The sequence below is a fragment of the Zunongwangia sp. HRR-M8 genome, assembly GCF_027594405.1.
Taxonomy (GTDB): Bacteria; Bacteroidota; Bacteroidia; order Flavobacteriales; family Flavobacteriaceae; genus Zunongwangia.
Map to the genome: position 1 here is coordinate 99,155 of NZ_CP115161.1, position 25,671 is coordinate 124,825.

General features: G+C 35.6%; 22 protein-coding genes. 16 read left to right on the forward strand and 6 right to left on the reverse strand.

Annotation, left to right across the window (positions count from 1 at the left end):
• The first annotated feature begins 186 nt into the window (after positions 1-186).
• The 8 genes from PBT89_RS00505 (at position 187) to PBT89_RS00540 (ending at position 8,150) form a co-directional block, all read left to right on the forward strand.
• Positions 187-1,083 (forward strand): AraC family transcriptional regulator, encoded by an 897-nt coding sequence (locus PBT89_RS00505; protein ID WP_270062923.1) that lies wholly within the window; start codon positions 187-189, stop codon positions 1,081-1,083.
• A 160-nt stretch (positions 1,084-1,243) separates the two neighbouring features.
• Entirely contained in the window at positions 1,244-1,951 is a 708-nt protein-coding gene (locus tag PBT89_RS00510) for a ThuA domain-containing protein (protein ID WP_270062924.1), read from the forward strand.
• A gap of 118 nt (positions 1,952-2,069) precedes the next feature.
• Positions 2,070-3,104: a ferrochelatase gene (gene hemH / locus PBT89_RS00515; protein WP_270062925.1), complete on the forward strand. Its 1,035-nt coding sequence runs from the start codon at positions 2,070-2,072 to the stop codon at positions 3,102-3,104.
• On the forward strand, positions 3,104-4,459 hold the full coding sequence (locus tag PBT89_RS00520; protein WP_270062926.1) for an MATE family efflux transporter: 1,356 nt from the start codon (positions 3,104-3,106) through the stop codon (positions 4,457-4,459). Before hemH ends, PBT89_RS00520 begins: the two co-directional genes overlap by 1 nt.
• Positions 4,456-5,151: a ZIP family metal transporter gene (locus tag PBT89_RS00525; RefSeq protein WP_270062927.1), complete on the forward strand. Its 696-nt coding sequence runs from the start codon at positions 4,456-4,458 to the stop codon at positions 5,149-5,151. Before PBT89_RS00520 ends, PBT89_RS00525 begins: the two co-directional genes overlap by 4 nt.
• 54 nt (positions 5,152-5,205) lie before the next feature.
• On the forward strand, positions 5,206-5,754 hold the full coding sequence (locus tag PBT89_RS00530; protein ID WP_270059662.1) for a CopD family protein: 549 nt from the start codon (positions 5,206-5,208) through the stop codon (positions 5,752-5,754).
• Positions 5,755-5,852: 98 nt separating this feature from the next.
• Entirely contained in the window at positions 5,853-7,307 is a 1,455-nt protein-coding gene (locus PBT89_RS00535; protein WP_270062928.1) for a sensor histidine kinase, read from the forward strand.
• 60 nt (positions 7,308-7,367) lie between these two features.
• Positions 7,368-8,150 carry an enoyl-CoA hydratase/isomerase family protein gene (locus PBT89_RS00540; RefSeq protein WP_270062929.1) on the forward strand — a complete coding sequence of 261 codons (783 nt, stop codon included), beginning with the start codon at positions 7,368-7,370 and terminating at the stop codon, positions 8,148-8,150.
• Between the two features lie 33 nt (positions 8,151-8,183).
• On the opposite strand, the gene PBT89_RS00545 is transcribed toward PBT89_RS00540, so the two are convergent.
• The gene (locus PBT89_RS00545) at positions 8,184-10,592 is read right to left on the reverse strand and encodes an erythromycin esterase family protein (RefSeq protein ID WP_270062930.1); all 2,409 of its coding nucleotides are present in this window, start codon (positions 10,590-10,592) and stop codon (positions 8,184-8,186) included.
• Between the two features lie 165 nt (positions 10,593-10,757).
• Between PBT89_RS00545 and PBT89_RS00550 the strand changes: the two genes are divergently transcribed.
• From PBT89_RS00550 to PBT89_RS00560, 3 genes are all read left to right on the forward strand, one after another.
• On the forward strand, positions 10,758-11,834 hold the full coding sequence (locus tag PBT89_RS00550; RefSeq protein ID WP_270062931.1) for a PA0069 family radical SAM protein: 1,077 nt from the start codon (positions 10,758-10,760) through the stop codon (positions 11,832-11,834).
• Positions 11,835-12,013: 179 nt separating this feature from the next.
• Positions 12,014-12,805, forward strand: coding sequence for an Fpg/Nei family DNA glycosylase (locus tag PBT89_RS00555; protein WP_270062932.1), 792 nt, complete (start codon positions 12,014-12,016; stop codon positions 12,803-12,805).
• A 90-nt stretch (positions 12,806-12,895) separates the two neighbouring features.
• Entirely contained in the window at positions 12,896-15,160 is a 2,265-nt protein-coding gene (locus PBT89_RS00560) for a S9 family peptidase (RefSeq protein ID WP_270062933.1), read from the forward strand.
• Positions 15,161-15,304: 144 nt separating this feature from the next.
• Here the strand turns inward: PBT89_RS00560 and PBT89_RS00565 are convergent, their stop codons facing one another.
• From PBT89_RS00565 to PBT89_RS00575, 3 genes are all read right to left on the reverse strand, one after another.
• Entirely contained in the window at positions 15,305-15,961 is a 657-nt protein-coding gene (locus PBT89_RS00565; RefSeq protein WP_270062934.1) for an HD domain-containing protein, read from the reverse strand.
• Positions 15,962-15,964: 3 nt separating this feature from the next.
• Positions 15,965-16,696 carry a lysophospholipid acyltransferase family protein gene (locus PBT89_RS00570; protein ID WP_270062935.1) on the reverse strand — a complete coding sequence of 244 codons (732 nt, stop codon included), beginning with the start codon at positions 16,694-16,696 and terminating at the stop codon, positions 15,965-15,967.
• Positions 16,697-16,920: 224 nt separating this feature from the next.
• Positions 16,921-17,331 carry a BrxA/BrxB family bacilliredoxin gene (locus PBT89_RS00575; protein WP_270059652.1) on the reverse strand — a complete coding sequence of 137 codons (411 nt, stop codon included), beginning with the start codon at positions 17,329-17,331 and terminating at the stop codon, positions 16,921-16,923.
• Between the two features lie 178 nt (positions 17,332-17,509).
• Between PBT89_RS00575 and PBT89_RS00580 the strand changes: the two genes are divergently transcribed.
• Entirely contained in the window at positions 17,510-18,247 is a 738-nt protein-coding gene (locus tag PBT89_RS00580; protein WP_270062936.1) for a TerB family tellurite resistance protein, read from the forward strand.
• Positions 18,248-18,456: 209 nt separating this feature from the next.
• Positions 18,457-18,972: a hypothetical protein gene (locus PBT89_RS00585; protein WP_270062937.1), complete on the forward strand. Its 516-nt coding sequence runs from the start codon at positions 18,457-18,459 to the stop codon at positions 18,970-18,972.
• Here the strand turns inward: PBT89_RS00585 and PBT89_RS00590 are convergent, their stop codons facing one another.
• Positions 18,973-19,452 (reverse strand): thioredoxin fold domain-containing protein, encoded by a 480-nt coding sequence (locus PBT89_RS00590; protein ID WP_270062938.1) that lies wholly within the window; start codon positions 19,450-19,452, stop codon positions 18,973-18,975.
• 360 nt (positions 19,453-19,812) lie between these two features.
• The gene (locus tag PBT89_RS00595) at positions 19,813-22,173 is read right to left on the reverse strand and encodes a TonB-dependent receptor (protein WP_270062939.1); all 2,361 of its coding nucleotides are present in this window, start codon (positions 22,171-22,173) and stop codon (positions 19,813-19,815) included.
• A 100-nt stretch (positions 22,174-22,273) separates the two neighbouring features.
• Between PBT89_RS00595 and PBT89_RS00600 the strand changes: the two genes are divergently transcribed.
• From PBT89_RS00600 to PBT89_RS00610, 3 genes are read left to right on the forward strand one after another with little or no spacing between them, the layout of a single operon-like run.
• A complete protein-coding gene (locus PBT89_RS00600) occupies positions 22,274-22,936 on the forward strand; it encodes a metal-dependent transcriptional regulator (protein WP_270064284.1) in 663 nt (220 codons plus the stop codon).
• Positions 22,929-24,821, forward strand: coding sequence for an Nramp family divalent metal transporter (locus PBT89_RS00605; RefSeq protein WP_270062940.1), 1,893 nt, complete (start codon positions 22,929-22,931; stop codon positions 24,819-24,821). Before PBT89_RS00600 ends, PBT89_RS00605 begins: the two co-directional genes overlap by 8 nt.
• Positions 24,822-24,835: 14 nt before the next feature.
• Entirely contained in the window at positions 24,836-25,657 is an 822-nt protein-coding gene (locus PBT89_RS00610; RefSeq protein ID WP_270059646.1) for a ZIP family metal transporter, read from the forward strand.
• Positions 25,658-25,671: the final 14 nt, after the last annotated feature.

Genomic DNA, 25,671 nt, shown 5'->3' on the forward strand with positions numbered 1-25,671 from the left:
GCGAGGCAAAATTAAATTATTGTTAACATAAAAAATAACGCTCAAAGTACTATTTGTGTCGCTTACAGGGATTTTGTGTATTTTATGTCTGTAAATTAGCTAAATAGCTTATTTTTGTAGTATTAGCAACTGGTTTAAATGAATTAGTTTAGACTGTTTCTAAATAAATAACTAGTATTTAATATCATGGAAGAAGGAAAAAATATCGCTATAAGTTTATCTGAAGAGACTAAAGTAGAAGAAGGATTTCATATTATAAAGTTTCAAAATGAAACAGCTGATAGCCAGACTATTGAGCGTGAAATTGATAGTAGTTTTATACAATTTCACTTTAATGTAAAAGGTGATAGTAAGTTTATTTTTAATGAGGGACGTTACGAATTACCTTTGGCTGAAGAGAAATCCTTGTTACTTTACAATCCGCAGCAAAATTTACCGCTAAATGTAGCTTTAGGACCAAAATCTTGGTTGGTCACTTTGGTGATTTCCATTAAGAAATTTCATGCTTTATTTTCTGAGGAAGCCGATTATATTACCTTTTTAAGTACCGATAATAAAGACAAAAAGTACTATAAAGATTCGCCAATATCTCCATCAATGGCGATAGTGCTAAACCAGGTGATGAATTTTAATTTAACACCTACTATTAAGAGTCTGTATTTTAAGGCTAAATCTTACGAGTTGTTAAGTCTTTATTTTAATAGGGCAGAAGATGCTAATGTGGAACAATGCCCATTTTTGAGTGATGAAGAAAATATCTTAAAAATTAGAAAAGCCAAAGACATTGTGATTTCTAGAATGGCCGAACCACCTTCGCTTCAGGAGCTATCCGACGAAATAAATCTAAGTTTAAAGAAACTAAAAGAAGGCTTTAAGCAAATTTATGGCGACTCGGTGTATAGTTTTCTTTTTGATTATAAAATGGAATATGCGCGTAAATTATTGGATAGTGGTGAATATAATGTGAACGAAGTTGGTTTAAAAGTAGGGTATAGCACAGCCAGCCATTTTATAGCAGCTTTTAAGAAAAAATTCGGCACAACACCCAAAAAGTACGTCATGTCTTTACCGGCGTCGCACTAAGTCAATTTCAATCAAGAAGCAAGCATTCAGAATATAGATCGCTACTTTTTTCGAAAATTGATATAGCATAGACAGGAAGAAAAAATCAAGAAAAAGGATTTTAAGGAGCTTGAAAATCACCTTTAAAATCTCTAATTTGAATTAAATTGGAAAAACCAAAATGAAACGAATTCACTTATTATTTCTAGTGTTATTTTTGGGAGGTAGCATGCTTTATGCGCAGCAAAATATCTTGATTTTTTATAAAACGGAAGGTTTTAAGCACGAATCAATTCCAACCGGAATCAAAGCTTTAAAAGAAATTGCTGAAGAAAATACCTGGGAGGTTACCGCTACCGATAATGCTGAAGTTTTTGTTTCAGAATTGTCAGAAATCGATCTTGTTATATTTCTAAGTACAACGGGTAATGTTTTTAACGAATCTCAGCAAAAGGAGTTCAGAAATTATATTGAGAAGGGTGGAAATTTCTTCGGAATTCACGCCGCAACAGATACTGAATTCGACTGGCCGTGGTATGGAAAGTTTATAGGCGCGTATTTTGAAAGTCATCCACATATTCAGCAAGCAAAAATCAATATTGAAAAGCCAAACCATCCTACGGTCGCTCATCTTCCTGAACACTGGACTCGAACAGACGAATGGTATAATTTTAAAAATATAAACCCTGAAATTCAGGTATTATTAACTTTAGACGAATATTCATACGAAGGCGGAAAAAATGGAGATGATCATCCTATCGCCTGGTTTCAGGAATTTGAAGGTGGCGGTAAAATGATTTATACTGCCGGAGGTCACACCAAAGAATCCTATCACGAAGCTTTTTTTCGAGATCATTTAGAACGATGTCTTAAATATTTGCTCGATTAGTAAAGTTCCTTTTTTGAATTAACAAGTAGTTTTAGCTATTGTTTAATAAAAAAGTATAATACTTCTTTACAAGCGAACAAATTTATAGGCTTAACTTTGTAATGCAAAAGAGATAGAAATGAGCAAAGGTGTATTACTTGTTAACTTAGGATCTCCAGAAAGTACAGATCCAAAAGATGTTAAAAAATATTTAGGTGAGTTTTTAATGGATGGTCGCGTAATTGATCTTCCTTATTTTTTCCGTGCTTTATTGGTTAAGGGAATTATCCTGAATACCAGACCTAAAAAATCTGCAGCTGCATATCAAAAAATATGGTGGGAAGAAGGTTCGCCTTTAATTGTTCTTTCAGAAAGATTGCAGAAGAAAGTAGATGATCAAACTGCGGTACCCATTGCTCTTGCAATGCGTTACGGCACACCAAGTATTTATGATGGTTTAAAAGAACTGAAAGATCAGGGAGTAGATGAGGTATTGCTTTTTCCATTGTATCCTCAATTTGCAATGGCTACAACGGAAACAATTTTGGTTTTAGCTGAAGAATTGCGTCAAAAACATTTCCCGGAAATGCAGTTTACCTCAGTTCCTGCATTTTATAATCATCCAGATTATGTTCGGGTTTTGGCCAATAGCATTCAGGAAAAATTAAATGGTTTGGATATCGAACACTTGCTCTTCTCATATCATGGTGTTCCAGAACGTCACATTCGTAAAAGTGATATTACAAATTCACATTGTAAAATAGATGGTAGTTGTTGCCAAACGGCATCTTCAGCACATCAATTCTGTTATCGCCACCAATGTTATGAAACCACAAGGTTGGTAGCAGAATATCTTCAGCTTAAAAAAGACTCTTATAGTGTTAGTTTCCAGTCGCGTTTAGGTTTTGATCCATGGTTAAAACCATATACCGATCGTACTATCGAGCGTTTCGGAAAACAAGGAATTAAGAAAATGGCGGTGGTAACTCCGGCTTTCGTTTCCGATTGTTTAGAAACATTAGAAGAAATAGCGATGGAAGGAGAAGAGATTTTCCATGAAGTTGGCGGAAAAGAATTTACCGTGGTACCATGTTTAAACGATCGGGAAGAATGGGTGAAAATGCTTTCACGTTGGGTAGACGAATGGGCGCATCAAAAACCTGTTGAAGCATAATGGCAAAAATAAGCTCAGAAGCGCTTGGGAATGAGTCTATAGGCAAACTTTTAATTAAGCAGGCAGCACCGGCATCTATTGGGATTCTGGTGATGTCTCTAAATATTTTAGTAGATACCATCTTTGTAGGAAATTGGATTGGTTCTACTGCAATCGCCGCGATCAACGTGGTGCTGCCTATTTCATTTTTTATAGCCGCTTTGGGGATGAGTATTGGGATAGGAGGTAGCTCTATAATTTCTCGTGCACTTGGTGCTAATAACGATAAAAAAGCTTTAAAAACTTTTGGGAATCAGATCACACTTACACTGCTGCTTTGTTTGAGTTTGGTGGTTTTAGGCCTAGTTTTTATTAATGAACTTATTCCGGCTTTTGGCGGTAAAGGCGATATTTTCGAACCGGCTAAAATCTATTATCGTGTCGTGTTATACGGTGTGCCCATCCTTGCACTAAACATGATGGGAAATAATGTAATTAGAGCTGAAGGGAAACCAACTTTTGCTATGGTTTCCATGATTATTCCTTCCGTAGGAAATATTTTAGGAGATTACTTGCTTATCAACGTGATGGATTTGGGAATGTATGGTGCAGCATGGGCAACAACAGGATCATATTTTGTCTGTTTTCTATATGTATTATGGTTTTTTATGTTCTCTGGAAAATCGGAATTAAAAATTGATTTTAGCCACTTTAGGCTGCATTTACCCATTATTAAAGAAATAGGATCTTTAGGATTTGTCACTTTAGCGCGACAAGCAGTAGTGAGTATTATTTATTTATTAATGAATAATATTCTCTTTGATTTAGCTGGTGAAGATGGTGTCGCAGTTTATGCTATTATAGGTAGGATGTTAATGTTTGCTCTATTTCCTGTGTTGGGTATAACACAAGGCTTTCTACCAATTGCCGGTTATAATTATGGAGCGGAAAAATATCAGCGGGTAAGAAAGACGATCAACAAAGCAATAATGTATGCGTGCTTAATGGGCGTAGTGATTTTTGGGCTTATCATGGGATTTTCGAGAGAAATAGCTATGGTTTTTACTCAAAATGAAGGTATTATAGAAAGAACACCCTCGGCGATGCGATGGGTATTTGCAGCAACCCCAATTGTTGCGCTACAATTAATTGGCGCTGCATACTTTCAGGCGATAGGTAAAGCTGTTCCGGCGCTATTGCTTACCTTGTCCAGACAGGGATTTTTCTTTATTCCATTGGTCCTGATATTACCAAAATTTTATGGCGAATTAGGGGTGTGGATTAGTTTTCCGATAGCCGATTTACTTTCCACTATAGTAACAGGATATTTTCTAAATCGTGAAATAAAAAAGAACTTGAGTCTCACAGAGAAATGACAATAATCGTAGTTTTAGTAGTATCCTTTGCTTTAATACTTGGAGCAGTTTGGGGTATTTATGGTAATTTATCTGATAAGCTAGAAGGTTTTCTAGTGGCTTTGGCAGGTGGAGCATTAATTGTTTCAGCAGTCATAGAACTTATCGATCCAGCAACCAAAGAAGCTTCTTTAACTTTGGCATTGGTATCTGTTTTTGTTGGCGCATCTGTATTCGTATTGTTGGATTATTTGGTTAAGAAAAAATGGGGAGCTAACGGTGGTGGAGGTCTGCTTGCTGCAATTACTTTAGATGGTATCCCAGAGAATTTAGCTCTAGGTGTGGCACTTATTGGTGCGGGTCCCATGCAGGTTGCCGCCCTAGCAGGATCAATTTTTCTTTCTAATTTGCCAGAAGCTGCTGGCGGTGCCAAAGGAATGGTAGAAAATGGAAGGTCCACAAAAAGTGTTCTAATCTTATGGACGGGAACTGCTTTTATTTTGGCACTTGCAGCCGTGCTAGGAAATTATTTTTTGGCAGAGGTATCAAATGATATTCTTTCGTATATAAGATGCTTTGCAGGCGGGGCTGTTGTGGCAAGTTTAGCTACAGAAGTTTTTCCCAAAGCTTTTAAGAAAGACGATTATTTTGCCGGGATTGCAACAGCCTTAGGATTAATTCTCGCATTTTTATTAAATAGCCTTAAGAAATAATCTGTTTTCAACTTACTCTTTTTACTTTTGAAAAATAAAATAAATAAACGCTAATTGGAATATTATAATTATATAAAGTCGCTTCATCTTATTTTTGTGATCACCTGGTTTGCAGGACTTTTTTATATTCCTCGTTTATTTATTTATCAAATCGAAGCCTTCGATAAACCTGAACCAGATAAGACTATTTTAGGAAACCAGCTAAAGTTAATGGCTAAGCGTTTATGGTTTATTATTACCTGGCCATCTGCGGTTTTGGCAACTTTATTTGCTGTCATTTTATTGATTATGCAGCCGGTTTGGTTACAGCAGGGTTGGATGCATGTAAAACTTGGTTTCGTGATTTTACTTATAGCTTATCATTTAAAAACGCATCATATTTTTAAACAACTTCAGGTAGATAAAGTAAAATACACCTCTTCGCAAATGCGCCTTTGGAATGAAGGTGCTACCGTTATCCTTTTTTCAGTAATATTTTTAGTGATCGTTCGTAGTGCGCTTAATTGGATTTATGGCGTGATCGGAATTTTTGCGCTTGGAATTCTTTTAATGCTGGGAATTAAATTATATAAAAAAATAAGATCTAAAAATCCCAATGCGTAATTGGTGTGATAATTGATTCTTCAGTAAAAAATTATTGCGATTAGGATTAGCGATTATTATCCCAATGATTTTAACTAATTTGCAGTAACGGGAAGTTTATGAAGCTTTTAAAATTATCCTTACGTACTCGTATTTTTATCTCCATGATACTTTTGGTGCTTGGGGCTTCAATTTTAATAGCCGGGGTTACTGTTTATCAATATAAGGAAGAAGCAGAAGATTATCACCGCGAACGTTTAGAACGCAAAGAGCAAGCTATTAGAGAGAATATAAATTTTGTATTGGCTAGCACCACTTATGTTATTAATACAGAAAATATTGCTTCTATATTTAAACAGAACCAGAAGATTTATGAAATGTCTCAGGTGCATGAAATGCAAATCAATATTTATGATCTTGAGGGAAAATTATTGATAAGCTCTAAAGAAAATTTTTTTAAGGATACCACAGATTATACGATTTCCACACCTATCCTTAAAAAACTTGAAGCTTCTTCGCACCGGCGTTATTTGTTAAAAGGAGAGTCGAATGGCGAAAAATTCCAGTCATCTTACACTTATATTACCGATCAAAAATTTAAGCCTCTAGCGATCTTATACTTACCGTATCTACAGGATGATAGTGTTCTAAACCGTGATTTAAACGATTTTTTAATGCGATTGGGCGAAGTGTATCTTTTTATGCTGGCCATAGCGATAATCATGTCTTATTTTCTTTCAAAATATATTACAAAATCGCTTAAAATTATTTCAGAAAAAATAAATCAAACACGCTTAGATAAGCGCAATCAAAAAATCGAACTCAGCAATGCTTCCGAAGAAATTTACGCGCTTATTTCGGCTTACAATAGCATGATCGACGAGCTGGAAGAAAGTGCGGTGAAGTTAGCAACTAACGAGAGGGAACAGGCGTGGAGAGAAATGGCAAAACAGGTTGCCCACGAGATTAAAAATCCACTAACGCCAATGCGTTTAAGTGTGCAAAGTTTTGAAAGAAGGTTTGATCACAATGATCCAGAAATTGAACACAAAGTCAACGAATTTTGCGATACACTTATTAACCAGATTGATACGATGAGTTCGATTGCATCAGCCTTTTCTAATTTTGCAAAAATGCCGGCGCAGCAAAATGAGACACTTAATGTTCCTAAGATCACAAAACTGGCATTAGATATTTTTAATGAAAATTATATCGTTTTTCATTCAGAAAAAGAAGAAATACTGGCAAAGTTTGATAGAACTCAGCTTATTAGAGTAGTTACCAATTTAGTGAAAAACGCCATACAGGCGATGGATAACGTGCAAGAGCCAAAGATTGTTGTAGATATTCAGGAAGAAGATAAAAGTGTTTGTTTAAGTATTTCAGATAACGGGCATGGCATTACAGAAGAAAACCGGGAAAAGATCTTTGAACCTAAATTCACCACAAAATCTAGCGGTATGGGTCTGGGCTTAGCAATGGTTAAAAATATCGTAGAAACTTATAAGGGAACTATAAATTTTATTTCAAAACCAGGAAAAGGTACTATCTTCAAAGTTCGTTTTCCTAAGTAACTCGCGCCGTTCTTTTGGAAGATGAGATTAAAATTTTAACTTTAAGAAAAAACGAATACGATGAGCTATCAAAATATTTTAGTTGAAGAAGGAGATGCGATTTTATACATCACGATAGATAGACCCTCTAAACTAAATGCTTTAAATAAAGATACGATACAAGAACTTCACGAGGCTTTTGTTGAGGCTGAAGAGGATGAAGATATCAAAGTAATTATTCTTACCGGAAGTGGGGAAAAAGCTTTTGTTGCCGGTGCCGATATAAGTGAGTTTGCCGATTTCTCTCCGGAAGAAGGTAAAAAGCTTGCGGCTGAAGGTCAAGCGAAATTATTTGATTTAGTGGCTAATTTTCCAAAACCTGTAATTGCGGCGATCAATGGATTTGCTTTAGGTGGCGGATTAGAATTGGCAATGGCAGCACATTTTAGAACAGCTTCAGAAAATGCAAAAATGGGTTTGCCAGAAGTTTCTCTTGGGGTGATCCCCGGTTATGGCGGGACACAACGTTTATCGCAAATTGTGGGTAAAGGAAGAGCTATGGAAATGATCATGACGGCCGGAATGATCGATGCAAACCAAGCTTTGCAATACAATTTGGTGAATCATGTTACTCCGCAAATCGAACTTATAGAGTTTACAGAGAAATTGGCTTCAAAAATAATGAATAACTCGATGGTAGCTATCGAAGGCGCCATTAAAGCAATAAACGCCAGTTACGAAAAAGGTGTAAACGGCTTTGAAATTGAAATCAACGAATTTGGAAATGCTTTTGGAACCGAAGATTTTAAAGAGGGAACTTCAGCTTTTTTAAATAAGCGAAAAGCAGAATTTCCCGGAAAATAGAATAAATTCTAAGGTGTTGAAAAAAGTCCGCATTTAATACGCGGACTTTTGGGATTTTGAGTTATTAGATTCAAAATCATTCCAAAATTCAGGATTATATTCTACACGGTTTAAAAGTGTTTCATTTTCCTTTCCAAAATATTCATATTTTATTTCCTCTACATCCTCAAATTCATAATCGTATAGATAAGACTCGATTTCAAAAACATTACTGATTTTCTCTCCGTTTTTATATTCTCCTTCCTTGAACTCTCTTCTAAAATACATAGATGGATACCGTTTACCTTTATAGATTTTATTATAATAAGCTATATTTTCTTCTTTTATAATAAGGCTTTTTTCTTTTTGGTAATCTCTCCTATCAGAATAGTGATTTTCAACTTCTTTTTCATCTAAATGGGTTTCCCAGTTTTCCACCACCTTATTAATGGCAAAACTAGCTTTATCAATATATACTTTGCCGGAATAGGCGGTAGGATAGCCTCTATTGGTGTAATTCCATTTATTTCGGCTGGTTTTGAATGCAATAATATAATTGCCTTTATCCTCCGGTAATCCTGAGCTTACAAATTCTAGATCGAACTTTTTATATTTTCGTTTATGTAAAATATTGGCGTAACGAATAGGATCTTCTCGAAAATTGAAAAATTGCCATGTATTTTTATAAACATTTTTAGCTAAATTTTTATTCCATCGTATTTGTTCTACTCGTTTAGTAGTTCGGTATTCAGATTTGAAACCATGGTCGTGATTTTCTGTAATTAGGTCTACATCAATAAAAGTAGTGTCTTTAGTATTCAGTATAATATGGCTATAGCGGTGATAATTAAAATCATCTTTTGAATGATTTTTAAACTTTGCCTTAACCGCCTTTTTTAATACCGAAATTGGAGTAAGATGTGCCGAAATTACAACTTCGCCCAAACTCTCAAAACTAGGATTAAGTGATATCTCTTTCTGCAATTTATTAAGCGCAATTGTTTTGCTTTCATATCCCATTGAAGAAATTTCGACGGAAGATTCCTTAAACATTCTATCGTTAATTGTAAGCTCAAAATGGCCATTTTCATCGGCAACTCTGTAAATTTGCTCATCTTTCATAATCAAATTCGCAAAAGCTACCGGTTCGTTATTCGTAGCGTCTATAAGTTTTCCTTTTAATCTGACGATTTTACCAGACTTTTCTTTTTCAGCCTTAGGCGAAGCAATTTTATTTTCTGTTATAGTATCTTCTTTAGCCTCAGTTATTTCTTTCTTTTCGCTTTTAGGTAAGCTTGCTTGTTTAAAGAATATATAGCTATCATGAAATTCATTTAATCGAAGGTTATAAAAATTTATAAAACTTAATAACCGAGAATCGTAAGATTTATCCATTGCTTTTTGATGCGCATCTATAAACAAATAGTCAGCTCCTTTTTTACGAAGAATATCCTCAAAAGAGCCGGTTTTAATAGGTGTTTTTTCCCATTTTCTTCTTCCATAATCATATAGAGAGTCGTTAGCATGAATGGTGGCCAAGCTATACACGTTATCCTGAAGTTTTTCTTTGATATAATTTCCTGCGGAAACAAATTCTTCAATTATCGGTTGATTAATGGAAGAATTATCTAGCATAATATGAATATTATCGGCCCAAACTATAATTTTTTCTTTAGGGTTTCTTTCAACATAAGAAATTAAATTATCAGCCATTTGAGCATCTCTAAAATTATGCTGTTTATTCGCAAAATCTTCGCTTAAGATAGGCTCTGCATTTTCGTAAACGTCGTTTGCTGAAGCTAAAAGGCTTTTAGTGAATTGACTCCAATAATAATTTTCTTCTGTTTTTGGTTGTTTTTCAATTTGCCGAATTATAGATTCAATTTCTTTTTTGAACTGGCTAAAATTGAGGTCTGAATCATCGAAAGTTAAATTTTCTAAAATCCCTTCGATTATAATTCCTAAATCATTTTCATCATATTTTAAACGGAGCTTATTTTCTTCAATGAAATCAAAAAAATCGTCAGTAAAATTTGAGGTGTTGATTACCTGAGAATCAAACCCAATAACGTTAAGGTCATTCGTTTCAATATAATGTACCAGCCGCTGAAATTCTTCATTATTTCCCCAAACTCCAAATATGGCTTTGTTAAACGTATAGGGTTCAAATCCTGTTTGGTTCATTTTCCAAATATCATACATGGGAGATTCCATAGCAATAGTGTTAAAACCTAATTCCTGATGCAGATATTCGATAATCCGAATTTTCATTTCAAAAATATTCGCGTACATATGGGTTTGTTCCCCTAACATAACAACACGTTTTTGTTGGATTTGATCTTTCAGAAAATCTAAATCTTCATAATTTTTACTTTCAGGAGAAGAAAGTGTAATGGTTTCTAGTTGCTGAGCGTTTGTAATAAACGATAGCATAAAAATGGCTAAGGTTACTATTCTAGTCATGTAAATTTGGTTGATGATGGTTTCTATTAATCAAGACGCATATTTTCTAAGAAAGGTTGCCTGATAATTAAAATATGCAAGTTAACGCTTAAGAATATAAATTATTATTTAGGTATTAAAAAGGATAAAATCCAAAATAATGGAAAAATTCCTTAATTTTGAAATATGTCAATTTCAAAGGAATATATAAAAGGAAGAGGAGCGCAAAGCAATGTGCCCAATCGATTTGATGTTCATAATCATGAATTTCGAGATGATTTTTTAAATTACTGTGCTGCTGAAGGGGATGATTTTCAAGAGAGTAAAACGACGATTATCGATACCTTTCCCAAAACCATCGTAAATAAAGTAGCTAGTCCAGATGTTGGGATGGAGTTTTCTTTAAACCCATATCAGGGTTGTGAACATGGTTGTATTTATTGTTACGCTCGAAATTCTCACGAGTATTGGGGGTTTAGCCCCGGATTGGATTTTGAACAGAAAATTCTGGTTAAAAGAAACGCAGTAGAATTGCTCGAAAAAAAGCTAAGAAGCAAGAGTTGGGAAGCTGTTCCTATTGTTTTGTCAGGCAACACCGACTGCTATCAGCCCATTGAGAAAAAACTAAAAATCACGCGACAGTTATTAAAGACTTTCTTAAAATATAAGCATCCGGTGGGGATTATTACCAAAAATGCCTTGGTGCAACGAGATCTAGATATTTTAAAAGAATTAGCACAAGACAATCTGGTAACAGTAAACCTATCTGTAACCTCGTTATCAGAAGAAACGCGCAGGATATTAGAACCACGTACAGCCAGCATAAAAAAACGGCTAGAAACTATAGAAAAACTTGCTGCAGCAAATGTTCCGGTAAGTGTGATGATGGCGCCGATTATTCCATCAATCAACAGTCAAGAAATTATGCCGCTGGTGAAAGAAATTGCAAATCGTGGTGCATTGAGTGTAGGTTATACCATTGTAAGGTTGAATGGCGCTATAGGAACGATTTTTACCGATTGGATTAGAAAAACCATGCCCGATAGAGCAGAAAAAGTATTAAATCAAATTGAAAGTGTTCATGGCGGAAGCTTAAACGATAGCCGATTTGGAACCCGGATGAAGGGTGAAGGAGAATTTGCCGATCAGGTAAAGCAGCAGTTTAAAATTGCTAGAAAACTGTATTTAAAAAATAGAGAAAGAAAGCCGTTAAACTGTGATTTACATGAACAATATAAAGATGGCCAACTTAAATTGTTTTGAATTTTAGCAGGAATTTAGCGAATTCTGGTTTTTGGATTTATAATTTTAGAGACAAGAGACAAGAGACAAGAGACAAGAGACAAGAGACAAGAAGCTGTATTTGTTGAAAAAAATTATAGCAGACTGGAGATTTCAATTTTCAGGTTCTTAGCTTTCTGTAAAATGTAAACCAAAACACAATGCCAGAGTTACCAGAAGTTGCTTACCAAAAGAAATATGCCGATGCTACGATTTTACACAAAAAGATCGTTGAGGTAGAAACCGGAGATAAAAAGATCTATCAGTCGCCAAAGACAGATTTTGAAAATATTCTTACAGATAACCAATTTGAATCCACGTCAAGAATAGGAAAATATTTATTTCTGAATCTAAAGAAAAACGGAGTGTTGGTGATGCATTTTGGGATGACGGGGAAATTGGAATATTATCAGCATAATGAAACACCAAAATACACACAATTAAAATTAATTTTTGATGACAATTCTAAGTTGGCATTTACCTGTCCGCGAAAATTTGCCAAACTTCATTTAGCGGAAAGTATGGAAGAATTTCAACAATCACACAATTTAGGAAAAGATGCATTAGCTATTTCCGAAGAAGAGTTTTTAGAAATCTGTGAGGGAAGATCGGGTACGATTAAAGGCTTATTAATGAATCAGAGTTTAATTGCCGGCATCGGGAATATGTATGCAGATGAGGTATTGTTTCAAACCAAAATTCATCCAAAAACAAAAGTGAGTTCGCTTAACAAAAAAGAGCTACAATCGATTTTCGATAAAATCGGACAGGTTTTAGAAAAGGTAAAAGAAGCCAGAATCGAAGGAAAACGCGTACCGGAATCTTATATTACTTCCATCCGAAAAGAAGGCGAAGGTGCCAATTGCCCAAGAAATAATGGTAAAATCGAACAAACCAAAGTATCGGGTAGAACCACTTATTACTGTCCCGCTTGTCAAAAAGAAATTTCTTAGTCGGTTGTAATTACTTGGTTTTTAAATGGTAGTTTGCTTAAAAGTGTAACAATTTTTTTCCCCTGCTACTAATAAGCAAAACCAACTACCATGAAAAAATTATTTACAACTTTACTTTTAGTAGTTCTTGGAGTTTCTGTAAAGGCGCAAGAACTTAATGGTTCCTACTCAGGAGAACTTGCTGTGCAAGGCATGCAACTGGAGCTTATTTTTAATATTAGCCCGACGGAAGATGGCTATACCGCAACTTTAGATGTTCCTGCCCAGGGCGCTTCAGGAATCGAAATGGATTCGGTAATTTTGCAAAACGATTCGTTGACGATCAAGTCGGCAAAAATGAAAATGAAGTTTACCGGAAAAATAAACGGTGATAACATTGAAGGAACTTATGAGCAAATGGGACAAAATTTGCCATTAAATTTAAAGAAAACTGTGAAGAAAAAACCAGGAAATACATCATTACCATCTAGTGAAGAGGAATTAAAAAAACTTGCCGCTAAAGAGACCGGAGATTATAAATATTCTGTAGAAGACTATTTTCAAACTCCGCAAACTTATGGGTTTCAGTTATCTCCCGACGGGAATCATATCGCATATATGAAGCGTAGAGATTCCGGAGAACGGGATTTGTATATAATGGATACGGAAACAAAAAAAGAAAGCCTCTTAAAAAAGCAGGAAGAGGATTTGATTCGAGGTTTCGACTGGGCTAACAACAATCGTATCTTATATGTTCAAGATAAAGGAGGCGATGAAAACTATCACGTGTATGGTGTAGATCTTAACGGTGAAAATGATAAAGAACTTACGCCTTTTGAAGGAGTGCGTGTTAGTATTTTAGAATCTTTAAAAGAAGATAAAGACCATGTTATTGTGCAGATGAATAAAGATAATTTGCAACAAGAAGAACCTTATCTTTTAAATATCAATACTGGTGAAGTAACCAAATTATATACTGTTAAAGAAGGAGAGCCGCCGGTAGCCGGTTACGATTTTGATCGTAAGGGCAACTTAAGAGCCATTAGCCATATTGTTGATGGGGTGAATACTGAAGTATCATATAAGATCGACGGAGAATTCAAACAAGTAAAATTAACCGAATTTGGAGATAATTTTGGGATTTATTCTTTTAACCCAAGTTCAGACAATCCGGATGAAGCCTATGTAGTTTCCAATCTTGAAGGTGATAAAACAGAAATTCAACTTTATGATTTAAAAAAGAATAAGAAAATTAAAACGGTCTTTAGCAATGATACATTCGATGTTTCCGGCATGTCTCTCTCTAGAAAACGAAATTATGAAATCGACTATTTTTCATATACCGGAGAGAAAACAAAAATAATTCCGGTGAGTGATACCTATAAAAAAATCTATAATCGATTAGAAAAAGAATTTGGAGAGAAGCAGTTTTTTACGGTAGGCAGAACCGATGATGAATCTAAATATATGGTTGCCGTAACTAGTGATAAAATTGTAGGAGAATACTATTTGTACGATGTAGAAAAAGATACCGTAAGCTTATTGTATAAATTATTGCCACACCTTAAAGCTGAAGATATGGCCAGTATGAAGCCGATTACTTTCAAAAGTAGAGACGGGCTAACTTTACATGGTTATATCACTTTGCCTCATAATTATGAGGAAGGTAAACAAGTACCTTTAGTTGTAAATCCGCACGGTGGTCCACAAGGAATTCGTGATAACTGGGGCTTTAATCCGGAAGCACAATTATTTGCTAGCAGAGGTTATGCCACTTTGCATGTTAATTTTAGAATTTCAGGAGGTTACGGTAAAGAATTTTTGAAAGCAGGTTTTGGGGAAATTGGTCGAAAAGCCATGGACGATGTTGAAGATGGAGTAGATTATGTAATCGAACAAGGTTATGTAGATAAAGACCGTGTTGCTATTTACGGAGGTAGCCACGGAGGCTATGCTGTTTTACGCGGAATGACTAAAACTCCGGAAAAATATGCTTGCGGAGTAGATTATGTAGGGGTAAGTAACCTGAATACTTTTATGGAAACCATTCCGCCTTACTGGGAAAAATATCGTGAGTTATTATATAAAATATGGTATAATCCAGGAATCCCTGAAGAAAAGGTGATTATGGATGAAATTTCTCCGGCATTACATGTCGATAAAATTAAAAACCCACTATTTGTCGTTCAAGGAGCTAACGATCCGAGAGTGAATATTAATGAAGCCGACCAGATTGTAGAAACGCTTCGGGCAAAAGGAGTAGAAGTCCCGTATATGGTAAAATATGATGAAGGACACGGATTTGGTAAAGAGGAAAATCGATTAGATTTATATAAAGCGATGATGGGCTTTTTTGCTGAACATTTGAAAAACTAGAATTTAGAACTTAGATAGGAGATCATATTAAGATTTAAATATTTCAGAAATAAAAAACCTCACAGTAAATCTGTGAGGTTTATTTGTTTTGGAAAATATGAAAAGCTGATACCTGAAGGCTAGGAGCTAGCATCAATTAAAAACTCAAACTTCTCCATTCCATTCGGCATAAAACTGGTTTAAAAACTGCTCCATAAATTCATGACGTTTTTGGGCAATTTCAGCACCTGTTTTGGTATTCATTCGATCTTTCAGTAGTAATAATTTCTCGTAAAAGTGATTAATGGTTGGCGCGTTAGAAGCTTTGTATTCTTCTTTAGTCATATTCAGTTTTGGTTCGATTTCAGGATCGTAAAGTGCTCTTCCTTTAAACCCTCCATAATTGAAAGTTCTGGCAATTCCAATAGCACCAAGGGCATCTAAACGATCGGCATCTTGTACAATATCCAATTCTGCGGAATGAAATTGCTGCTCGGTATTCCCGCCTTTAAACGATATATTCTGAATTATATTGACGACATGCTCAATCACTTCCGAAGAAACATTTTGTGATTTTAAGAATTCCGAAGCTAATTTGGGGCCTATAGTTTCATCACCGTTATGAAATTTAGAATCAGCTATATCATGTAGCAAAGCTCCTAACTGAACAATAAAATTATCCGCATTTTCGGTTTTAGCGATAAGTTTTGCATTATTTAATACTCGCTCAATATGAAACCAATCGTGACCACCTTCCGCATTCGCTAAAGTTTCCTTTACAAACGCAATCGTATTATCTATAATCAATTCGTTTTGTGTCATATTTTATCGAATATCAGCAATAATGGTACGTTCTACCAAGGCTACCAGACTTTCTGGATCTGTAGAATCGATTTCAATAGGTTCATGAACTTTCATACGTAATTTTACACCTATCGTTAGTGGGAAGCTTCCATCTTTTAGTAGCCTCCAGCAATTATTGATAGTAATTGGAACAACTATTGCATTGGGCATTTGCTTAAAAAGCATTTGCATTCCGCTAGCTGCAAATTTTTTTGGCTGCCCATCACGACTTCTGGTGCCTTCAGGAAAAATTACAGCAGATCGATTAGTTTCTTTTAAATATTTGGCGAATTTGGCCATTTTGAGTAAACTTTCTCGTCTATTTTTACGATCGATTAAGACCGATCCACCATGTTTCAGGTTAAAAGAAATACTTGGGATGCCTTTTCCTAATTCTTTTTTACTAACAAATTTTGGATGGTGCTTTCTTAAATACCAGATGATGGGAGGGATATCATAAACGCCTTGATGATTAGCTACGAAAATACATGGCCGATCAACTGGAATATTATGTCCGTTTTTAACAATAAACCGGGTTCCCAAAATGTTTAAGCAACGTAACAGGAAAAAATTAAAAATATCTACGCTTTTTTTATGGGCCGAATAACCACCCAATTTTAAAGATATCCATTGGATTGGATGAAATACAAGTAAAGTAAGAAAGAAAAAAAAGTAAAAAATTACCGTTAACGGATATGATAGTAGTTTTTTCATTATTCAATTTAAAAACTACAAAAATAAACTTTTATGTATAATCGCCCATAAGTTTCTTATTCGATCATTTTGGCGCAGGAGAGTAGGCCGAAAATCGTTAATATGAGCAAGGTTCTTTTCTTCATATTAATAAGATACAAACCATCTAATTAGATTGCTTTTGGAGCATAAAAAAACCGACAAAATTATTTGTCGGTTTTTAATATCTTGAATGTGAATGCTATCTAGCAAAATTCGTCGTATGCACCTGTAAGGTTTTCTGCGATCATTTCCGCAGGGCGACCCTCAATGTGGTGACGCTCTAACATGTGCACTAATTCTCCATCTTTAAATAAAGCCATAGAAGGTGAAGATGGTGGAAATGGTACCATAAATCCACGAGCTAAATCTGTAGCTTCACGATCTACCCCTGCAAAAACAGTAAAAAGATTATCTGGTTTTTTTGCGTTTTGTAAAGACATTCTAGCTCCTGGTCTTGCATTCGCTGCAGCACATCCACAAACCGAATTTACTACAACTAGCGTAGTCCCTTCTTTTTTCATTGCTGCTTCAACATCTTCTACAGTGTGTAATTCTTCAAAACCTATGCTTGTAAGATCTTCTCGCATTGGTTTTACTAAATCTGCTGGATACATATATTGTAATTATTTATATTAAACGTTATTAGATACAAAGGTATTAAATTAAGTTCAGCTTAATGAATATCAATGCTTAAACCTATATTTCTTATCAAGTTGTCGCTTAGAAAACCTGTGCCTTACAATAAAAGCTTTTAGTTTTGTAAATGTTATCTTTGCTAAAAATTTGCAATCTATGATAAAGTGGCTTCTAGCTGTTTTAGGTTTTATGTACATGCGATTTCCAGGAGCGATCCTTGGATTTATCATTGGAACACTTTTAGATAATTGGAATCGTGATAGTGGTGGTTTTCTACAATCTATGATGGGAAAACAAGAATCGAAGGTATCTCCCGGCGATTTTGAGCTAAATTTGCTATCGCTTTGTGCACTGGTTATTAAGGCCGATGGGAAAGTCTCCCAAAGCGAACTCGATTATGTACGTTCTTATTTTGTACGTGCCTACGGGAAAGAGCGCGCCAATGCCACTTTTAGAACGTTTAATGACGTAATCAAAGACCGTCAATTATCGGCTTCTCGCATTTCTCAGTATTTAGCCAGCCGAACTCAATACCCTACACGTTTACAAATCACTCATTTTCTATTCGGGATAGCGCAGGCCGACGGCACGGTAAGTAGTGCAGAGGCAAATATGATTCAGCAAATAGCCAGTTATCTAAGGATCGGAGCTAAAGATTTTGAGAGTATAAAAGCGATGTTTTTTAAGCAATCGCCAGAGAATGCTTACAAAATTTTGGAAATCGAGAAATCAGCATCAGATGCCGAAGTTAAAAAAGCTTACCGTAAAATGGTTAAAAAATACCATCCAGATAAGCTAGAACATATGGACGAAGCTTATAAAAAAGGTGCAAGAGAGAAATTTGATAAAGTTCAGGAAGCTTACGATACCATCCAAAAAGAACGTGGCTTCTAAGGCTCATCGAGCCATTTGTAATTAATTTAGCACATGTTCTATGGTTCGATGGATTAAATTTTGGGCGTTGCCTGCGGCCGGGCTTTACGCTACAATCTTTTGCTCGTACCTCACAAAAGGATTTTCACTGCAATCCCTAACGCAAATTATTTTTGCATTGTTACGCAACTATTTAGTTGTTTAGGTATCTAGTTATAAAACAAAGGTTTATGAAAGCGAGTTTAAGATTTTTATTTTTATTGGTGTTTTTGGTCGGTTGTGCAAGTGATGATGATGGAGAAATTGATTGTAACTTCGAGGCAAATGCTTTTTTAGACAGTTATTATTCTCCACAATTTTTATTAAGACTGGTAGATGCTTCGGGAGAAAATCTTCTTGAAAACGGAAGTATTGATCCAGAGACTATTACAATAGAATCAGATTTAGGGAATCCCGGGTTTGTTTATATATCCGAAATCGAATATGCAGAAACTAATTCTATATATAGTGAAATTGAATATTCTCTGGGCGTATATATGCTAGGCAGTAAGGAAAGTTTTAAATATCAGATTAGTGTTGAGGGATTTGAAACGGTTGAGGTAATTATTCAGGCGGAACAAATTGAAGAACCTTGTTATTCTTATATTATTCCCGTAGGGGCATCGGTAAATGGAGAAGTTCTAGAGGAGATAGAGATTTCTGAAACTGAACTGCTGGTTATTTTACCTTTAGCCGCGCAAGATTAGTTAAATACGACTAAGCAGCTCCATCATCTTTTTAGTGGTTAAATACTCAAATTGGCGTTTTTGCACACTAAATTTTTCATCTAAAATTACTATTGCCGGTAAACGGAATGCTTTATTTTTCCGACTGGCGAGTAGCAACGGGATTTGATGAATACCATTTCTTTGTGTTTCGGCTTGTTGATTGTAAAATTTTTGACCTTCAAAAGTGATCGTATCGGTAATTTCTGCATTCATTTTTACGGCATAGAAATCTGAATTCAATTTTGTAATGATCTCAGTGTTTTTAAAGGCATTTCGATCTATCTTTTTGCAATACACGCACCAATCTGCATAAAAATAGATAAAGGTTTTCTTAGATTTTACGCTAAGAGAATCTTCTAATTGCTCAAAATCCAGCCAGTTTATTTTATCGTTTTCCTGACTATGCCCTAGTAAGGGAAGAGCTAAGAATAAGATTAAAATTTGAAAATTTTTAGTCATATTCTGGTTTTATCTATTCAAATTTAATTAGTTAACGGTTTTCGGAAAACAATTAGCCTTCATATTTTTTTATTCAAAATTCAGCATTTTACTCTATTTTCTCATCAGGATGAGATGCTGAATCAAGTTCAGCACGACGACAGCAGAAGCATTCATATGAAATTAAATTTATCCACCAGTCAGCATTCAAAATCTCATATCGCTTCTCTATTTCTAAGAATGCAGTGATCTAAATTCTTATTTCGTATTAACGCATTTCCAAATTATCAAATCTTCAAATTGAATATAATTTAGTCCTGTTTCTTGCCTCTTTTCTCTATTATCTAAATTCTAACAGCGCAGCGATCTCATTTCTAAATTCTATAAATTATGCAGGTTTCCAAACTTTATTCCGAAGTAAAAAGTCCGGGGTTGTGCTGGGCCGTAAATATAATCGGAATCTCGAGTCGCCCCTGTATCGAAATCGTCTTGATACGCATTAAATATATTCTGAACACCACCATAAACATTCATCTGAAAATTTTCAGTAATATCGATATGATGCGTAACTTTCAGATTAATATCGTAAAAAGAATCACTTTCGTTAAGTTCTAGAAAACCGGAGTCGCTAATTACGTGTGGTATCGTCATCGATCCGGTGTAGGTTCCCGTAATATCGAGACTTGTTTCTTCAAAAAAAGATACATTAGTATTTAAATACCCATATACATTTGGATTTCTAACAAATTCAGAAATAACAATATCGCTTTCTGTAGGATTGCTACCATCGCTTTCAAACAAAACCTGATCTTCTTTATATCTGGAATTCTGAATAGTTCCGCCCATCTGAAAAATTAATTTTGAAGAAGGGGAAACGCCAATTTCAATATTCGTTCCGCTTACATAGGCGCCGCTACCATTTCTTACTTCTTCTACAATAGAACCATTTGGTAAACTGGCACCGGTACTTATGGTGGTGAACGGATTTTCAAGTTCGGTATAAAAGCCTTCTAATAAGAAATTGGTTTGAAGTTTATTAAAATTCTTGGAATAGTTTACCGAAGCGGTGTAGGCGTTAGAGTATTCAGTTTCCAAATCGTTTGATAAAATAACGAATTGGGGTTCGCCTCCTACAGAAGAAATATGCAAATCTTCATTAAAAGCTTGTGGCGCTCTAAAACCACGAGCGTAACCACCTCTAAACTGCCAATCGTCGGATGGCTTATAGCGTAAGGTTAACCGCGGGCTAACAACGGTTTGATCGATTTCTGAATTTCGATTGATATTTTGGATAGTATAACTTCCATCAACATTTACATAATCTAGCCGGCCACCAATTAATGCGGTAAACTGTTCTGAAGGTTTCCATTCGTACTGAGCAAAAGTGCCGATTGAATTCACTTTCTGGTCGATATATCGATTGTAGCCGGGAATATTATCTTCGGTATTGCTTAGATTATATTCGGTTCCAACAGTTAAAATATCATCACTGTTTTTAAAATTTCGCGTGAATTGCCCACCAAAAAGTAGTGCGAGGTCATCGGTGTTTCCGTAAGCATTCGCCGCAGAAATTGAATCCTGTCGAGTACGCCCGCCACCCAAACCTCCATAAAAACTTTTTCGATCGGTAAGCTGGGCAGAAGTGTATATCGAGAAATTGTTGCTGGCATCTTTATTCCGAATGTCGTAAGTAATTCCGCCAATTAAAGTATTGTGGTCTAATTCTTCAGTAATATCAGTAAGATGCGGAGCTAAATCTAATTTGTTTCCGCCACGGCGATATTCTTCTAAAGCGGTAATATCTAAAGTTAGTTTACTTTTTTCGTTGGGTTTTAAAAAAGCTTTAGCGCCTACACTAGTATTGGTAAGTTCGGTAAGTTCAGAAAATCCATCGCCATTGGCATCGTAACTATCGCGGTCGCGTTTCATTCCAAAAACAGTAACTCCGCTAGTTAAATCTTCACTCACTACCGCTGCATTTAGATTTAATGTTCGATCGGGAGTTTGTCCGTCGATTAAACCTAAATTCGATGAAACTTGCCATGAATTTAAAACCGGATCTTTGGTGATAATATTTACCGTTCCTGCGATAGCGTTAGAACCATACAATGCAGAACCACCGCTTCGAACCACTTCTATACGATCTAAAATAGAAGTCGGAATTTGCTCTAACCCATAAACGCTATTTAAGGCTGAAAAAACAGCTCGGCTATTTATCAAAACCTGAGTATAACTTCCATCAAGGCCATTTAATCGAACCTGGGTAAAGCCACAGTTTTGGCAATTAGTTTCTACTCGAACACCGGGTTGAAAATTTAAACTTTCTGCTACCGAAATGGATTGGGTGGCATTAAATAGTTTTGGACTCAAAACATTTACAATTACGGGAGCTTCTTTGATGTTCACTCTATTTCTGGTGGCGCTTACTACAATTTGATCTAGACCCAGTTGGTCTTCTTCAAGCTGAATAATTAAAGACTGATTTTGTATAATTTCAGGCGTAATTTTTATGATTTTTGTTTTATAACCGATGGCCTGAATCTTTATAGATGTTTTTTCTGAAATGTTGATACTGAAGTTGCCCTCACGATCGGCTGAAGTACCCTGCTCTTTTCCTACTATTAAAATATTTGCGAAAGGTACAGGACGACCGTTACTTACTACTTTTCCTGTAATCTCAATCTCTTGCTGGGCTTGTAAAATCACCGGAAAAATAAATAGTAACAGTTTTAAAATCTTCATATTACCAATTTAATTAGCTGAGTTAAATATTATTTTTAGACAAATCTAAAAATTTGTTTTAATTAAAAAAAATGTATTTTTGTGTATAATTAAATTTGAAATGACGCTTTCCGAAGAAAATTATCTAAAATCGATTTATCACTTACAGAAAAAATATGTTCGTGGTGTAAGTACTAATGCACTTGCCGAAGAAATGGAGACCAAAGCTTCATCGGTAACCGATATGGTGAAGAAACTTTCAGAAAAAGAACTGGTAAATTATAAAAAGTATCAGGGCGTAAAGCTTAGCGAGAAAGGGGAGCATATTGCCATTCAGGTGATTCGTAAACATCGTTTATGGGAATATTTTTTGGTGGAAAAGCTTCAGTTTAACTGGGATGAGGTGCACGACATTGCCGAGCAATTAGAACATATTAAATCTGATGAACTAATAGATAAACTGGATAAATTTTTAGAATTTCCTAAACGCGATCCTCACGGAGATCCAATTCCCGACGCTGAAGGTAATTTTGTGAATCTGGAGAAGAAAATTTTAGCTGAATTCGATCAGGGTGAACAAGGCGTATGTGTAGGCGTAAAAGATTCTTCCGCAGCTTTTCTTCAGTATTTAGATCGTAATAAAATTAAATTGGGCAAAACCATAAGCATTCTTGAAAAGGAGCAGTTTGATGGTTCTATGATACTACAGATAAACAATAAGGAGCTTACCATATCTAAAGTGGCAGCGAATAATATTTATCTAAAACCGGCCAAAGTTGAGTAATTTCAACCAAAATAAATCTTTGGGTGAGGTTCATCACTCGGTAAACACTTCCGGTAAAAAAACGGGTTGGAAGCGTATTTTAGCATTTTTGGGTCCGGCGTATTTAATAAGTGTGGGTTATATGGATCCCGGTAATTGGGCCACAGATCTGGCTGGTGGTAGCCAGTTTGGTTATTCTTTGCTTTGGGTGTTGTTGATGTCTAATATTATGGCATTGCTCTTACAAAGTTTATGTACGCGGCTGGGTATAGTTAGAGGTGTCGATCTAGCTCAGGCTTCCAGAGAAGAATATCCTCCTTTTGTAAATTTTATACTTTATATTTTTGCTGAAATTGCCATAGCAGCCTGCGATCTTGCTGAAGTTGTAGGGATGGCGATTGGACTGCAGTTATTATTTGATATTCCGTTGCTTTGGGGAGTTTCAATTACAGTATTCGATAGTTTTCTATTGCTTTTTTTACTGAATAAAGGCATGCGAAAAATGGAAGCTTTTATCGTAGCACTTATCGCTATCATTGGCGGATCATTTTTACTGGAAATGTTTTTAGCAAAACCAGATCTTCCTGAAATTGCAAACGGATTTATTCCTACAATACCAAGCAGCGACGGTCTTTACATTGCTATCGGGATTATCGGGGCGACGGTAATGCCGCACAATTTGTATTTACATTCTTCGCTGGTACAAACTCGTAGAATTAAAAGAACCAAAAACGGTATTCGCCAGGCTCTTCGATATAATTTTATTGATTCGGCCATAGCTTTAAATCTTGCTTTTTTTGTAAATGCTGCCATTTTAATTTTAGCAGCTTCGGTATTTTTTAAAAACGGAATGTTTGAAGTTGCTGAAATTCAGGATGCCCACCAATTACTAGAACCACTTTTAGGATCTTCTTTAGCACCTATACTTTTTGCGTTGGCACTTATTGCAGCAGGGCAAAGTTCTACATTAACAGGAACACTGGCAGGGCAAATTGTAATGGAAGGCTATTTAAATTTAAGAATTCAGCCTTGGGTAAGACGTTTAATTACGCGATTACTCGCTATAGTCCCCGCATTTCTAACGATTATTTATTTTGGGGAGCGAGCCACGGGAGAGCTTTTATTGCTTAGTCAGGTAGTTTTAAGTTTACAGCTAGGTTTTGCCATTATTCCGCTTATCCATTTTGTAAGCGATAAAAAAACGATGAAGGGCTTTCATATTAAATGGCCTATCATTATTGCTTCCTGGATTATCAGTATAATCATTGTTTTGCTAAACGCTAAACTTGTTTTTGATGAATTAAAAAACTGGATTACTTCCTCGAATGATGCTACTTACATCTGGATTTTTGTCGTACCCATAGTTTTAGCTACCGCATTGCTTTTACTATTTATTTCTTTCTGGCCATTTTTTAAAGAGAGAATGGCAAAAGAGTGGATTAAGAATCATGCCCCACATAAGGATCCGGAAAGGATCGATGCTATTTCAGAAAAAAACTTCAAACATATAGCGATTGCCATAGATTTTTCAGCTTCAGACAAAAAAAGTATTTCCGCAGCGCTAAATCTTGGAGGCAAGACTTGTAAATATACACTTTTGCATACCGTTGAAACCCCCGGTGCAGTTATCTACGGAAAGCAAATTCAAGATTATGAAACCGATAAGGATACCGAGTTTTTAAAAAACTATAAGAAGCAATTAGAAGATTTAGGCTATATCGTCGAAATAAATCTTAGCTTCGGTACGCCTAAAAAAGCAATTCCGCAGCTTTTAAATTCAGAAGCAAATAACTGCGATTTATTGGTAATGGGGCGCCATGGCCATAAAATGCTTAAAGATCTAATGTTGGGAACTACTGTAGATGCTGTGAGACATCGCATTGAGATTCCTATATTTATTACATAAAATTCAATTCTATAATGGATAAAATTATAAGTTATTTAGAAAGTATCGATCCTGTATTAGCAGCATTTTATGCTACGCTTTTTACTTGGGGATTAACCGCGCTAGGTGCTGCTTTGGTATTCTTTTTTAAGAAAATGAATCGGATGCTTTTTGATGGTATGTTAGGTTTTACTGGTGGTGTGATGGTTGCCGCAAGTTTCTGGAGTTTACTTGCTCCTGGGATAGAAATGAGCCCTGGTGAAGGTTTTGAAAAAACAATTCCGGCTGTAGTAGGTTTTGGACTTGGAGCTCTCTTTATTTTCGCATTAGATAAAGTTTTGCCACATCTACATGTAAACTTTAGTAGTACTGAAAAAGAAGGAATTAAAACCCCATGGCATAAGTCGATTTTGCTGGTTTTAGCCATCACCTTACATAATATTCCTGAAGGTCTTGCTGTGGGTGTTCTATTTGGAGGTGCAGCAGCTGGTTTTGAAGGCGCAAGTATTGCCGGGGCGGTAGCTTTAGCAATAGGAATTGGATTACAAAATTTCCCTGAAGGATTTGCGGTTGCGATGCCATTAAGAGGGCAGGGCTTTAGCCGAAGAAAAAGTTTTAACTACGGTCAATTATCAGCGATTGTTGAGCCTGTGGCAGCGGTGCTTGGAGCCTGGGCCGTTATGACCTTTCAGCCAATTTTACCCTATGCTTTAGCTTTTGCTGCCGGGGCAATGATTTTTGTAGTAGTAGAGGAAGTAGTGCCAGAATCTCAACAAAGTAAATATACCGATGTTAGTACCTTAGGCTTTATAGGTGGGTTTATGGTGATGATGACTTTAGATGTAGGGCTTGGATAAAATTTGCAACATTC

What these genes read in the sequence shown, in the direction of transcription:
- PBT89_RS00505 (WP_270062923.1), top strand. Translation starts at nt 187, where the DNA reads ATGGAAGAAGGAAAAAATATCGCTATAAGTTTATCTGAAGAGACTAAA.
- PBT89_RS00510 (WP_270062924.1), top strand. Translation starts at nt 1,244, where the DNA reads ATGAAACGAATTCACTTATTATTTCTAGTGTTATTTTTGGGAGGTAGC.
- hemH (WP_270062925.1), top strand. Translation starts at nt 2,070, where the DNA reads ATGAGCAAAGGTGTATTACTTGTTAACTTAGGATCTCCAGAAAGTACA.
- PBT89_RS00520 (WP_270062926.1), top strand. Translation starts at nt 3,104, where the DNA reads ATGGCAAAAATAAGCTCAGAAGCGCTTGGGAATGAGTCTATAGGCAAA.
- PBT89_RS00525 (WP_270062927.1), top strand. Translation starts at nt 4,456, where the DNA reads ATGACAATAATCGTAGTTTTAGTAGTATCCTTTGCTTTAATACTTGGA.
- PBT89_RS00535 (WP_270062928.1), top strand. Translation starts at nt 5,853, where the DNA reads ATGAAGCTTTTAAAATTATCCTTACGTACTCGTATTTTTATCTCCATG.
- PBT89_RS00540 (WP_270062929.1), top strand. Translation starts at nt 7,368, where the DNA reads ATGAGCTATCAAAATATTTTAGTTGAAGAAGGAGATGCGATTTTATAC.
- PBT89_RS00545 (WP_270062930.1), bottom strand. Translation starts at nt 10,592, where the DNA reads ATGACTAGAATAGTAACCTTAGCCATTTTTATGCTATCGTTTATTACA.
- PBT89_RS00550 (WP_270062931.1), top strand. Translation starts at nt 10,758, where the DNA reads ATGTCAATTTCAAAGGAATATATAAAAGGAAGAGGAGCGCAAAGCAAT.
- PBT89_RS00555 (WP_270062932.1), top strand. Translation starts at nt 12,014, where the DNA reads ATGCCAGAGTTACCAGAAGTTGCTTACCAAAAGAAATATGCCGATGCT.
- PBT89_RS00560 (WP_270062933.1), top strand. Translation starts at nt 12,896, where the DNA reads ATGAAAAAATTATTTACAACTTTACTTTTAGTAGTTCTTGGAGTTTCT.
- PBT89_RS00565 (WP_270062934.1), bottom strand. Translation starts at nt 15,961, where the DNA reads ATGACACAAAACGAATTGATTATAGATAATACGATTGCGTTTGTAAAG.
- PBT89_RS00570 (WP_270062935.1), bottom strand. Translation starts at nt 16,696, where the DNA reads ATGAAAAAACTACTATCATATCCGTTAACGGTAATTTTTTACTTTTTT.
- PBT89_RS00575 (WP_270059652.1), bottom strand. Translation starts at nt 17,331, where the DNA reads ATGTATCCAGCAGATTTAGTAAAACCAATGCGAGAAGATCTTACAAGC.
- PBT89_RS00580 (WP_270062936.1), top strand. Translation starts at nt 17,510, where the DNA reads ATGATAAAGTGGCTTCTAGCTGTTTTAGGTTTTATGTACATGCGATTT.
- PBT89_RS00585 (WP_270062937.1), top strand. Translation starts at nt 18,457, where the DNA reads ATGAAAGCGAGTTTAAGATTTTTATTTTTATTGGTGTTTTTGGTCGGT.
- PBT89_RS00590 (WP_270062938.1), bottom strand. Translation starts at nt 19,452, where the DNA reads ATGACTAAAAATTTTCAAATTTTAATCTTATTCTTAGCTCTTCCCTTA.
- PBT89_RS00595 (WP_270062939.1), bottom strand. Translation starts at nt 22,173, where the DNA reads ATGAAGATTTTAAAACTGTTACTATTTATTTTTCCGGTGATTTTACAA.
- PBT89_RS00600 (WP_270064284.1), top strand. Translation starts at nt 22,274, where the DNA reads ATGACGCTTTCCGAAGAAAATTATCTAAAATCGATTTATCACTTACAG.
- PBT89_RS00610 (WP_270059646.1), top strand. Translation starts at nt 24,836, where the DNA reads ATGGATAAAATTATAAGTTATTTAGAAAGTATCGATCCTGTATTAGCA.